The 11,557-nt window shown below is 49.6% G+C and carries 11 protein-coding genes and 4 tRNA genes; 14 read left to right on the top strand and 1 reads right to left on the bottom strand.

What is annotated here, in order from left to right:
* The first annotated feature begins 76 nt into the window (after positions 1-76).
* The 10 genes from topA (at position 77) to DFP83_RS00825 (ending at position 10,004) form a co-directional block, all read left to right on the top strand.
* Positions 77-2,695: a type I DNA topoisomerase gene (gene topA / locus DFP83_RS00780; protein ID WP_110572210.1), complete on the top strand. Its 2,619-nt coding sequence runs from the start codon at positions 77-79 to the stop codon at positions 2,693-2,695.
* A gap of 98 nt (positions 2,696-2,793) precedes the next feature.
* The gene (locus DFP83_RS00785; RefSeq protein WP_110572212.1) at positions 2,794-3,189 is read left to right on the top strand and encodes a hypothetical protein; all 396 of its coding nucleotides are present in this window, start codon (positions 2,794-2,796) and stop codon (positions 3,187-3,189) included.
* Positions 3,186-4,655, top strand: coding sequence for a hypothetical protein (locus DFP83_RS00790; RefSeq protein ID WP_110572214.1), 1,470 nt, complete (start codon positions 3,186-3,188; stop codon positions 4,653-4,655). The genes DFP83_RS00785 and DFP83_RS00790 overlap by 4 nt, the downstream gene beginning before the upstream one ends.
* The gene (locus DFP83_RS00795; RefSeq protein WP_126753130.1) at positions 4,645-5,772 is read left to right on the top strand and encodes a hypothetical protein; all 1,128 of its coding nucleotides are present in this window, start codon (positions 4,645-4,647) and stop codon (positions 5,770-5,772) included. The genes DFP83_RS00790 and DFP83_RS00795 overlap by 11 nt, the downstream gene beginning before the upstream one ends.
* On the top strand, positions 5,720-6,076 hold the full coding sequence (locus DFP83_RS00800) for a hypothetical protein (protein WP_110572218.1): 357 nt from the start codon (positions 5,720-5,722) through the stop codon (positions 6,074-6,076). The genes DFP83_RS00795 and DFP83_RS00800 overlap by 53 nt, the downstream gene beginning before the upstream one ends.
* Positions 6,077-6,078: 2 nt before the next feature.
* On the top strand, positions 6,079-7,476 hold the full coding sequence (locus DFP83_RS00805; RefSeq protein WP_110572220.1) for an ATPase, T2SS/T4P/T4SS family: 1,398 nt from the start codon (positions 6,079-6,081) through the stop codon (positions 7,474-7,476).
* 5 nt (positions 7,477-7,481) lie between these two features.
* On the top strand, positions 7,482-8,492 hold the full coding sequence (locus tag DFP83_RS00810) for a hypothetical protein (RefSeq protein WP_126753131.1): 1,011 nt from the start codon (positions 7,482-7,484) through the stop codon (positions 8,490-8,492).
* Between the two features lie 21 nt (positions 8,493-8,513).
* Positions 8,514-8,957, top strand: a complete 444-nt coding sequence (locus DFP83_RS00815) for a type II secretion system protein (RefSeq protein WP_110572224.1) — start codon at positions 8,514-8,516, stop codon at positions 8,955-8,957.
* On the top strand, positions 8,957-9,361 hold the full coding sequence (locus DFP83_RS00820) for a hypothetical protein (RefSeq protein ID WP_110572226.1): 405 nt from the start codon (positions 8,957-8,959) through the stop codon (positions 9,359-9,361). Before DFP83_RS00815 ends, DFP83_RS00820 begins: the two co-directional genes overlap by 1 nt.
* On the top strand, positions 9,327-10,004 hold the full coding sequence (locus DFP83_RS00825) for a TadE/TadG family type IV pilus assembly protein (RefSeq protein WP_126753132.1): 678 nt from the start codon (positions 9,327-9,329) through the stop codon (positions 10,002-10,004). Before DFP83_RS00820 ends, DFP83_RS00825 begins: the two co-directional genes overlap by 35 nt.
* Positions 10,005-10,009: 5 nt before the next feature.
* On the opposite strand, the gene folD is transcribed toward DFP83_RS00825, so the two are convergent.
* Entirely contained in the window at positions 10,010-10,870 is an 861-nt protein-coding gene (gene folD / locus DFP83_RS00830; protein WP_110572230.1) for a bifunctional methylenetetrahydrofolate dehydrogenase/methenyltetrahydrofolate cyclohydrolase FolD, read from the bottom strand.
* Between the two features lie 232 nt (positions 10,871-11,102).
* Between folD and DFP83_RS00835 the strand changes: the two genes are divergently transcribed.
* The 4 genes from DFP83_RS00835 (at position 11,103) to DFP83_RS00850 (ending at position 11,499) form a co-directional block, all read left to right on the top strand.
* Positions 11,103-11,179 (top strand) — tRNA-Pro (locus DFP83_RS00835).
* Positions 11,180-11,211: 32 nt separating this feature from the next.
* Positions 11,212-11,288, top strand: a tRNA-Arg gene (locus tag DFP83_RS00840).
* A 28-nt stretch (positions 11,289-11,316) separates the two neighbouring features.
* Positions 11,317-11,392, top strand: a tRNA-His gene (locus DFP83_RS00845).
* A 30-nt stretch (positions 11,393-11,422) separates the two neighbouring features.
* Positions 11,423-11,499: transfer RNA gene (locus tag DFP83_RS00850), tRNA-Pro, on the top strand.
* Positions 11,500-11,557: the final 58 nt, after the last annotated feature.

The raw sequence follows: 11,557 nt of genomic DNA on the forward strand, positions 1-11,557 counted from the left end.
ATCGGGTTGCCACTTGTATTCGAGTGGATATGAACCTATATCGTCTGACAGTTAAAGAAAAGAGAAGCTAAACTCTATGGCGAAATCGCTCGTTATTGTCGAGTCCCCGGCAAAAGCCAAAACAATTAATAAATACCTAGGCAACGATTTTATCGTTAAGTCTAGCGTAGGGCACGTGCGCGACCTTCCTACCAAAGCGGTAGAAAAGGTACCTAGCAAATCTGCGGCAGAAGTTCGCAAAATGTCGCCAGAGGAAAAAGCGGCATATCAGCAGCAACGTGACTTTAAACGTTTGGTTGCGCGGATGGGCATCGACCCTGAGCATGATTGGGATGCGCATTATGAAGTGCTGCCTGGCAAGGAAAAGGTGGTTAAAGAGCTGACCCAACTCGCCAAAAAATCAGACAAAGTCATCCTCGCGACGGATTTGGACCGCGAAGGGGAGGCGATTGCGTGGCACTTGCGTGAATTGATGGGCGGCGATAACGACCGTTATCAACGTGTGGTGTTTAACGAGATTACTAAAAATGCGATTCAAGATGCGTTCTCGCACCCCGCACAGCTGAATTTAGACCGCGTTAACGCACAGCAGACACGGCGCTTCTTAGATCGTGTCGTGGGCTTTATGGTGTCGCCGTTGCTGTGGAAAAAAATCGCACGAGGGCTTTCGGCCGGGCGTGTTCAGTCGGTCGCGGTTCGCCTTGTGGTCGAGCGTGAACGCGAGATCAAAGCATTTGTGCCAGAGGAATACTGGGATGTGCATGCTGACCTCGCAACGCAGGCGAAAGATGACTTGCGCATGCAAGTGGTTAAGCAAGCGGGCGAACAATTCAGACCATCAAATAAAGAGCAAACTGACGCGGCATTAGCGACGCTGAAAGACGCGCAGTATGAAATTACCGCACGCGAAGATAAGCCAACATCGAGCAAGCCTTCGGCGCCGTTTATTACTTCGACTTTACAGCAGTCGGCGAGTACGCGGTTAGGCTTTGGTGTTAAGAAAACCATGACGCTCGCGCAACGGCTTTATGAGGCCGGTCACATCACCTACATGCGTACTGACTCGACCAACCTCAGTGCCGATGCAGTGAGCGCTTGCCGAGATTATATTGAGCAAAGTTTTGGTGCGAATTACCTGCCTAAGCAACCCAATCGTTACGGATCGAAAGAGGGCGCACAAGAGGCGCACGAGGCGATTCGTCCTTCGGATGTGAATATCAAAGCCGATAAGTTGGGTAGCATGGACCGTGATGCTCAGCGCCTGTATGAATTGATTTGGCGCCAGTTTGTGGCGTGCCAAATGGTACCCGCAAAATACGACAGCACGACACTGATTGCGCAAGCGGGTGAGTTTGAGCTTAAAGCACGTGGTCGCGTGATGCGTTTTGCGGGTTGGACCAAGGTGCTACCGCCCTCATCGTCGAAGAAAGACGGTGATATGACCTTACCTGATATCGGTAAAGGTGAGGTCCTTGCGCTTAACCAATTGGATCCGCAACAACACTTCACCAAGCCACCTGCGCGTTACAGTGAGGCATCGTTGGTAAAAGAGCTTGAGAAGCGTGGCATTGGCCGCCCTTCAACCTATGCATCGATTATCTCAACGATTCAGGACCGCGGTTACGTTAAAGTCGAGAATCGACGCTTTTTCGCCGAAAAAATGGGTGAAATCGTTAACGATCGACTCATTGAAAACTTTACCGAGTTAATGAATTACAACTTTACCGCGGAGATGGAGCAGGCGCTCGATGACATCGCTGCTGGCAAACGTAATTGGAAAGAAACGCTGGATAAGTTTTATGAGGACTTTAAAGGAAACCTCGAACAAGCCGAGCGCGATCCGAATGAAGGTGGGATGCGCGGCAACCAAATGGTGATGACCGATATTGAGTGTCCTAAATGTGGTCGTGAAATGGGCATTCGCACGGCATCAACGGGTGTTTTCTTAGGCTGTTCAGGTTACAACTTACCGCCGAAAGAACGCTGTACTCAAACGCTCAACCTGACGCCAGGCGAAGAGGCGGTGAAGGTTACCGACGAGGATGAACGCGAGACTGAAGCACTGCGTGCTAAAAAGCGTTGTGCTAAATGTGGTACAGCGATGGACAGTTACTTGATTGATGAGAAGCGTAAGTTACATGTGTGTGGTAATAACCCCACCTGTGATGGCTACCTGATTGAACAAGGTGAGTTTCGCATTAAAGGCTATGACGGACCGACCATTGAGTGCGACAAGTGTGGCTCGGAAATGCAGCTTAAAACAGGTCGATTCGGTAAGTATTTTGATTGCACCAGTGATGACTGCAAAAATACACGTAAACTATTGCGTAACGGGGAGCCTGCGCCGCCTAAAGAGGATCCGGTGCCGTTGCCTGAGTTACCGTGCGAAGATTCCGATGCGTATTTTGTGCTGCGTGATGGTGCTTCAGGCATTTTCTTATCAGCCAATACGTTCCCGAAATCGCGTGAAACGCGTGCTGTAAAAGTAAAAGAACTGGCTCGCTTTAAAGATCGTTTGCCAGCTAAGTTTAAGTATCTAGCCGAGGCGCCGCAGGAAGACGATGACGGTAACGAAGCCATCGTACGTTTCTCACGCAAGAACAAAGAACAGTATGTGGTGACAGAAGTCAATAAAAAGCAAACAGGCTGGAAGGCACATTACAAGAGCGGTAAATGGGTGATTGATAAAAAATAATCCATTACTTACTTAAGAAAGGGGCGATAAGTTATCGCCCTTTTTTTGTGCGCTTTATAAAGTTTTAGCCATTATGATAGCTAAACTGAGTAAAGTTTATGACCCTGCGAAAGTCGTTTTTTTACCTTGCCTTCTTGGTTGTGTCATACATAGGCATGGGTTCAACCAGTATTGCACAAGATTGTTTACCGCTTGATCTCGGCCCTGCTGAATACGAGCGTCCACTCGAGTGGCAATCTCAGCCTCATGGGGTTTCCGCTATGGTTCGTGCTGGCTTACTGGAGCCGCAGGTTATTCGGCTGTTAAAACAGCATTTGGCAATCAAAGTCGTTGATTGGCAGGCGTCTCACCATCATCAATGGCCGACTGATTATTTGCTTGAGGCAGATTCTTGGCAGGCATTTTTTACCCGCTTACTGAAGCCGTTTGGCTTGCAACTGGTGCTGTACGCAAACCAAGGCGCGGTGGTGCGTTATCAGGAACCGCCGCTGTGAATTACTTACGTTGGATGCTGATCTGGGTTTGTGGTTGTGTGAGTGCTGCCTGTAGTTATGATCCGGCCGCGTTGATCGCACAAGCGGATGCGCTAGCGCAACAGCAGCAGCAAAGTTTAGCTGAACAGTATCACTATCAAGTGGCACCGGAATCCCCTGAAACCGTTATTAAGAGCGAGCAGTTCTATGTCCCTGAGTTGGCAAAAAGCTCAGCAGACAAACCGATTTGGTATAGCCAGCCGTTACAAACACAACTGACTAAAGTACCCCTGCTACAGGCGTTACAAACGGTGTTTACGCCGTTAAATGTTGCTGTATTACTCGACCCTGAAATAGCGAAAGATACACTGATATCGAGCGACTTTTCGGGAACAGTTGGAGAATGGCTTGCTTGGTTGAGCAACGGCCAGCAATTGTTTATCGAATATGAGCCTTATGCGGTGCATCTAAAGCGCTATCAAGTAAAACGTTACGATCTCGCCTTTCTTGCTGGCTCAACGCAGTTTTCATTAAATGAGCAGGGGAGTCAGCATGTCGGAGCAGATAAGGCTGGGCAACTGGGTTTTAAATCAGCGGAGCTATCGGTTTGGAATGAGCTGGAAAAATCCGTGTCACTGATGCTTTCAGCCAATGGCGAAATGGCGTTGAATGCTAATGCCAGTGCTTTGTTAATTAAAGATACGCCCAGTGTAATCAAACACATCGATCGTTACATTGGACAATTAAACGCAAGCTTAACGCGCCAAGTTGCGTTAGATGTGCAAGTGATTGAGGTGCGGTTTAGTGACAACGAACAATACACTGTTGATTGGTCGAGTGTGCGAAGAAACAGTCAAGGGGCGCCCTGGCTTTCATCACAAAGTGGTTCTGAAAGCTGGCTACAACAGGCGGCAGGGCAGTTCATTTTGAGCCCGTTGAGCGGTCCGAGAAACTCCATTGACGTGCTTGTACAGGCGTTGCAACAGCAGGGCCAGGTAAAAGTCAGCCACCACCCGCGTATTTTAACATTAAACCATCAGGTCGCTCAGTTATTAGTGGAAGAACAACAAGCATACTTGGCTGAATCAGAAGTGAGCAGCACGCCTTACGTAGGACGACAACAACGCTTAAAACCAGGCAGCGTAACAACAGGCTTTAGACTTTTTGTGTTGGCGAATATATTGCAGCGTGACGTGTTGCTGCACTTATCATCACAAATGAGCGCGTTAAAAGGTATGAGCCTTGTACAATCGGGCGACAACATGATTCAAACGCCACACACGTCGCGTAAGCACTTCTTCTTAAAAGCGCTGGTTGGACACTCTGAAACCTTGTTACTCACTGGGTTTCGTAATCAGCACACAGAAGCGGGTCAGACGCGCTCTGGAATTAGTTGGTTACTCGGTGGCGGTCAACAACAAACCCAAGAAAATAGCGAGACGTTACTTTTAATTACTCCACGAATAGTTGGCGTTAATGATGACTGAGTGGGTCACACAAAGCTTTCGCTTGCGCCTGGGAACCAAGCGTCCATCCCGCAGACAGCTTTTAACGGTCATTGCTGAATGGAACTACCCCTACTGTGGACTTATCTTTTTTATGCGCCAATGGTGGCTGAGTCTCAGTCATCAACCGGGGCTGGATATCCTGTTTTGTGAGCGCGGCCAGGACCAACACTCAGCTCACTGTGGCTGGATTATTGCCGACACTCAGCCTGCCCGTCTCGTGGTTTGGCGAGACGGGCGGCTCGCTGCTATCGAGCAAGGGGACGTAGGCCATTTGCTGGGCCGAATAAACGCTTGGCAAGCTGAATACTCCGATTTGAACGAACCCCGGGCGTGGTTTTGGTGCTCACAGCAACCTGCTCCAGCACTATGGTGTGGCAATGTCCTTTCCGCAAAAGAATGCTTTGACAGCTTTGTTCGCTTGCTGCCTGTTGAGCACTATACTCAGCGCTCCTCAGCTTCTGTGAAATGGGGGATCGGCATAGTCGTTATCGTCAGTCTCGCAGCGGCATGGGGCATTGCTGTGGTTAGCAGCCCAGCGAACGAAACTGAACAGGCTAACTCAAAACAGATGATTAAGCGCATCGACAGCGCTGCGTTAATTAACCAGCTTGGCATGTTAATGAGCCATCCCTTTTATCAGTGGCAGCGCCTAACGCGTATTGATGTGACGCCCGCAGGTATGCGCCTCACTTGGCAAAAGCCCAACCGGTTGGGGGACGCCAATCAGGGCAGCTCGCGTGTAGAAATGCGTCAAATTCCCCTCGCTTCGCATACTGATGTGTCATTCAGCCGTACAGCTTCGAACAGTGCGTTGCTGAGTGATTACCGTCAGCAGTTTTTCGATGCGCAGATAGCGCAACAGGGCGCATCGCAGTGGATGCTCAGCCTGGACATGATGTCATTCCGCCATTTGGAAACACTGCTACGTTGGCTACGCGAACATCCTTACTTTTCACTTTCATCGTTAACAATGAGGTACCAACATGGTTATTGGTCTGTGCAGTGGACGCTGGAAAATACGCTGGGTCAGTCAGGTGAGTTTGATGGTCATATTGATAAGCCCAGTAGCGGCTCAGCAACAGCACAATCAGAATGATGATTTAGCCGATTCTCAAGCCTGGCACCCAGAGTTACAAGCATACCAACGTTGGCAATCGGCTATGGAACAAAAGAAGCGCGATTTAGCCTTCGCAGAATTGCAACTGAACTGGTTAAAGAAGCAAGTTGAGATAGCGCACCAACAACGCTTGTTGAAGCCCTCGGCGGTAGCCGTAGCACGCGAACCGGTTAACTGTATTCGAATTGCCGATGATGACTGGCGGTTGACCGGTGATGTTAAGCATTGGTCATGGGGAACTCGCGTGGCTACACAAGTTAAGCAACAAACAGGGTGCTTTTAATTATGGACGACATGCTGCAACTTGATGCAAAGGCGCTATATGGATGCACTATCCACCCAGTTATTTTTCAGTATTGCGAGAAGCTGTTAAATCAATGGCACGCAGAGGGGTGTGATGACAAAGCGATGTTAGCGACTGAGTCAGGACTGTTGGTGTGCTCGCCAAAGGCATTTAAACATGCAGCGCTTGAGCGCGAGAACCTAGCCAAACTATTACGAGATTACATACAGCAACCAGCGCAGTGTGCGCTTGCCGATGCAGGTGTAATTCGTGCGGCAATACTGACTTACCGAACAGGGCGACCTCAAGCCGAACAACAAGACTCAGTTGCTGACCAGACGCATGCCCAACAGTTATTGTCTGATCTTGTTGCTGAGGGTTTAGCTAAAGGGGCCTCGGATATTCATCTACGCTTTAGTAAATATTTTTGCCGGACCTGTTTTCGTGTGAAAGGGTTGCTGGTTGATCACCACCAACGCAATCGAGAGGCAATGACAGAGGCAATCGCAGCAGCACTGAACACACGTAGTCACGACTATAATGAAGTGTTTAACGAACAAAGTAGCGACAGTGCGAGTTTGTTAGTACCAGTAAGACGTGATGGCAGTCCCGTATCTGAGCTAAAAGTGCGATTGCAGAAATCCCCGCTTAGCGATGGTTTTGCTGTCACTTTGCGTTTGCTGGCTACTGAGATCACAAGTCAATTATCATTACAATCGCTTGGGTTTGAGTCAGATATTATTAATGGTATCGATTGCATGTTGGCTCAGCGGAGCGGTCTTATTCTCATCGTTGGCCCTACCGGTCAAGGTAAAACAACGACATTAGCGGCGTTGCATCAACGCTTTAGCGAGGCAAAAAAAATCATTTCACTCGAGGATCCGGTGGAGTTAAAGCAGCCGAATGTTGAGCAGCGCTGGATAGACTCATCAAAGCAGGAGAATGGTTTTGCGACAGCAATAAAAATCGCACTGCGTGAGGATCCAGATGTCATATCTGTCAGTGAAATTCGTGATGGGCTCACTGCAGCTGCTGCCATTCGCGCGGCACTGACGGGGCATTTAGTCACGGCTACGCTGCACGCTAGTGATTCGTTATCGGCGCTTGAACGGCTTAGAGACCTTGGTTGTGGATTAGAGCAACTACTTACGCCTGGCGTGTTACGAGGTGTTATTGCGCAACGTCTGACCTTTCAACGGGGTCAGCCCTCACTGATTGCTGAGTATATTGTGATTGATCAAGTTGCTCGTCAGTTTGCTTTAAGTAACGACTATCAGGGGTGGCGTGCGCATTTAAAACGCTGTGGTTGGCGCGGTCTAACGGAACGAGGCGTTACACATTTATTGGCTGAAACGCCGCGAGAGTATCACTATTCAAGCACAGGACCGACAGCCAAATGATGGGTATGGGCAGACAGCGTCAATGGCAGTGGGTTGAGGACTACTGTGTTTGGCTCGAGGATGGCAGCGGTCCGCGCGAAGCGGCCGAAGCGATGCGAACTCAGGCGGCGTATTTTAAACTTGATGCTGAACAGAAGTTGGCGGAGCGGCTGCAGATTGGCTTAAGGCGTGGTCAAACCATTGCCCGGGCATTGCGCGGCGAGCTTAAGCAAGATTTACTCGAACTGTTCCTGATAGGTCAACAGTACCATTGCTTAACCGATTTACTTAACGACTATCGTGACGTGACCGTAGAGTTACAGCACTTACGTTGGCTGTTTTATAAACAGCTGCTTTACCCTGTTTCTATCTTGCTGACCGTATTGCTGGCATACGCCTATGCTGCAAGTAGCTATTTACCGAAATTATTAAGTTATACCGAATCGAAGACATCGGACTGGACGGTGGCGTGGGTGCTTAGTGTGGGAAACAACATTGCGTCTGGCTGGTGGTGGTGGCTGGTATCCATCGCAACTGGATTATTTTGTTGGCGTTGGACAGCTCAAAACTGGACGGGCGCGTATCGGACACGGTTAGAGCGCTATGGGATATTTGCTCAGTATCGCGCATTAAATGCGTTGTGGCTGACGCGTTTAGTGGCTGTTCTCATGCATCACAGAGTCGCGCTGGATACTATTTTTGCAGTGCTGAAACGTGTTGCTTCACCTTATGCTCGCTGGCACTTAACGCAAATGCAGAGACGCTTGGCGCAAGGGCGGGTGAGTTTAGCGATTGTGCTCGACACGGGCTTGCTGCTTCCTCGGCAGTTATTCCGAATAAGTCACCGGCAACAATTTAGTGGTCAGCGGGAGGCGCTTATTAAGGTTGCGCAGCGCAGTTATATCGATATTCAGCGCAGCATCGCCTACCAGCAGCGTCTCTGGTTAGTGTTGTGCTATCTCGTGATTACCGGCTTGTTGTTACTGCTGCTTAGCGCCGTGGGTAACACGATGATGCGCGTCATGATGTCGATTTAATCTTTTCAAGGAGCGATTAGGGTGCGAGTAAAAGTTAAAGGATTCACATTTATCGAAGTGTTAGCAGTGCTGAGCATTATTGCTATTGCTTCGCTGGGGACATTAGTGCTGCGTGATTGGGCGGTTGGGAATGCTCGAGTGTCGGAGGCTAAAAATCTCATTACAACGTTACAAGCAGGCGCACAAATGTGGAAGCCGGCAAGCGGTGAGTTTACTGGTATTAGTATGACCGAGCTCAGTAATATAGGTGCTGTGCCTTCTGACTGGGCGGATGGTGTGGGTAAAAATCCATGGGGTGGTGATATCATGATCGGCCCAGATACGGTCGATGCATCTAAATATATTATACGACTTACTAATGTTGGAAGCGCTGAGGAAGGGCAGCGATTGGTTCGTGACTATACAGATATATCTGCTCTGACATCTTATGCGGATGGCGACTTCACTGTAACTTTCCAAGGTTAATGCGTAATCACGGCTTTAGCCTATGGGAAGTCGTATTAGCCGCAGTGATACTAGCCGGTGTGTGGCAGGTATCATTTGCGGCGTGGCGTTGGCAAGCTCACGTGCAAACGCGACTCCAATGGCAGCAACAACTGATCATGTTGATTCAAGCACAGCGCGAGCATTATCAACGGTTTGGCGCGTTTGCGCTGACCGAAGCGCAACTGGCTCGGCAAGGCCGATACGTAATACCCGTGTGGCCCTTCGCTACACGTTGGCGGTTTATCCCCGATCCCTATTACAACGAACAATTATTCATGCGCTCACCGCTCGAAGGGGTAGAGCCCGCGCTTTTACTTGGCAAACACTTACCTTTTGAACAGCAGGGCAATGAGGTCACTATTCGTGTTATGGGGACGCCTTAACAAGCATCACCGGCAGAGCGGGCAAAGCTTGGTCGAAGCCGTGGTGGTGTTGCCGTTTATGCTGTTATTTGGTTTGTTATTGGCTCAATTACTTTACCTATGGTGGGCCCAGCAAACATTATTCGTAGCCACGCAGTACGCAGCACGCGTCGGTGCCATCAATCATGGCGAAAAACGGCCAATGCGAGTGATTTTAGCGGCGACAATGGCAAGCTTAGCGCCAAAAGATAAGGATATTGAAAGCTGGCAAAATATGCTTAAATCTGTTGCGGCGCAACAGCTGCATGGGCTGCAGTTTGCCGAGATAAGCATCAAACAACCCACCGACGAAATGTTTAGTCTGTTTAAAGAGCGCTTTTACGATCAGGAAGCGCAAACATGGATTGAAGAAATTCCTGTTGATCATTATTGGGCGCGGCGGCAAGCCGCCGAGGACGAAGAGGCTTATGTTGCAGCAACGACCTTAAAAATTGAAGTGACTTGGTGCCTAGCGTTAAAAGTACCGTTAGCTGATCGCGTACTATCGGAGCTGGCGCCATTTTCAGCGCGTTGCGAGATGGCTAATCAAATGACGGGAGATAATTATTGGCCGCTCACAGCAACCGCTGAACACAGAATGCTCAGCGGTTACCGTAAGCGGTAACAGCGTTATACCTTGTCGTGATAATCGACACACGCTTGTAGGGTGTTCTCAATAAGCGACGCGACCGTCATCGGACCAACACCGCCCGGCACCGGGGTAATCCATCCGGCACGTTGAGCCGCGGTTTCAAACTCGACATCACCTGTCAGACGTCCGTCGTGCAACCGATTCATGCCGACATCGATAACGATAGCACCTTCTTTAATCCAATCTCCCGGAATAAACTCAGGTTTACCGACGGCGACCACAACAATGTCCGCCCGCCGTACATGCTTTTCTAAATCATTGGTGAAGCGATGACACACCGTGGTGGTCGCCCCTGCGAGGAGTAACTCTAAGCTCATTGGGCGACCAACAATGTTTGACGCGCCCACAACAACCGCGTTGAGGCCGTGCAAATCAACCTGCGTACTCTCAAGCAGGGAAATAATGCCTTTGGGTGTACACGGTCTGAGTGCCGGAATGCGCTGCGCGAGGCGACCGACATTATATGGGTGAAAACCATCGACATCTTTATGCGGATGGATACGCTCAAGAATCGGCGTTGCATCTAAGCCCGCGGGCAGTGGTAACTGCAACAGGATGCCGTCAATCTCAGGATTGTCGTTGAGCTCATCAATTAGTTGCTCGAGTGCTGCCTGCGAGGTATCACTCGGCATGTCATAATCAAACGAGCGAATACCGACTTGCTCACACGCGCGTCGTTTGTTGCCCACGTAGACTTCCGATGCGGGATCTTGTCCAACCAAAACGACCGCCAAACCTGGCGCGCGCTTCCCTGCGCTGAGTCGTTCGTCAATTTGCGTTTTTACGGATGCTCTGATGTTTGCAGCGATTGCTTTACCATCAATTAGCTGTGCAGGCATATAGGGACCCTTGCTTGTCAATGAAATTAGAATTGAAAAAGCTTTGAATGGCTTAGTAGTTTACCGCTATTTGAGGTGAAATGTCACTGATTGTCGGAATTATGGTCAGCTTGGCGCAAAAGTAGCCAAACGACCGGTTTTTGCCAAAAAAAGTTTGACGCACGGGAAACTTATGGGTAATATTCGCCCCCGTTGTCAGGCAGCATTGCTTGGCACCGCCATTAGTCAAAATCGGCGAGTAGCGCAGTTTGGTAGCGCACTTGGTTTGGGTCCAAGGGGTCGCTGGTTCGAATCCAGTCTCGCCGACCATTTTGACTCTAGGGTAGCAGGAATGTTCGATTGCGCCCGTAGCTCAGCTGGATAGAGCAACGGCCTTCTAAGCCGTCGGTCGCAGGTTCGAATCCTGCCGGGTGCGCCAGAACGCGCCATGAAGATTCAATACAGTGGTGGGTGTAGCTCAGTTGGTAGAGCCCCGGATTGTGATTCCGGTTGTCGTGGGTTCAAGTCCCATCATCCACCCCACTTCTTCTCTTCTAAATCCTTTTTTAAAATCGGCGAGTAGCGCAGTTTGGTAGCGCACTTGGTTTGGGTCCAAGGGGTCGCTGGTTCGAATCCAGTCTCGCCGACCACGCTTTAACTAAATAAATCTTAATCAATCCTTTTAAAGATACGTGCGATGATCGGCAC

The sequence above is a fragment of the Idiomarina fontislapidosi genome, from assembly GCF_003226255.1.
GTDB classification, from domain to species: domain Bacteria; phylum Pseudomonadota; class Gammaproteobacteria; order Enterobacterales; family Alteromonadaceae; genus Idiomarina; species Idiomarina fontislapidosi.

What these genes read in the sequence shown, in the direction of transcription:
- topA (WP_110572210.1), top strand. Translation starts at nt 77, where the DNA reads ATGGCGAAATCGCTCGTTATTGTCGAGTCCCCGGCAAAAGCCAAAACA.
- DFP83_RS00785 (WP_110572212.1), top strand. Translation starts at nt 2,794, where the DNA reads ATGACCCTGCGAAAGTCGTTTTTTTACCTTGCCTTCTTGGTTGTGTCA.
- DFP83_RS00795 (WP_126753130.1), top strand. Translation starts at nt 4,645, where the DNA reads ATGATGACTGAGTGGGTCACACAAAGCTTTCGCTTGCGCCTGGGAACC.
- DFP83_RS00800 (WP_110572218.1), top strand. Translation starts at nt 5,720, where the DNA reads ATGGTCATATTGATAAGCCCAGTAGCGGCTCAGCAACAGCACAATCAG.
- DFP83_RS00805 (WP_110572220.1), top strand. Translation starts at nt 6,079, where the DNA reads ATGGACGACATGCTGCAACTTGATGCAAAGGCGCTATATGGATGCACT.
- DFP83_RS00810 (WP_126753131.1), top strand. Translation starts at nt 7,482, where the DNA reads ATGGGCAGACAGCGTCAATGGCAGTGGGTTGAGGACTACTGTGTTTGG.
- DFP83_RS00820 (WP_110572226.1), top strand. Translation starts at nt 8,957, where the DNA reads ATGCGTAATCACGGCTTTAGCCTATGGGAAGTCGTATTAGCCGCAGTG.
- DFP83_RS00825 (WP_126753132.1), top strand. Translation starts at nt 9,327, where the DNA reads ATGAGGTCACTATTCGTGTTATGGGGACGCCTTAACAAGCATCACCGG.
- folD (WP_110572230.1), bottom strand. Translation starts at nt 10,870, where the DNA reads ATGCCTGCACAGCTAATTGATGGTAAAGCAATCGCTGCAAACATCAGA.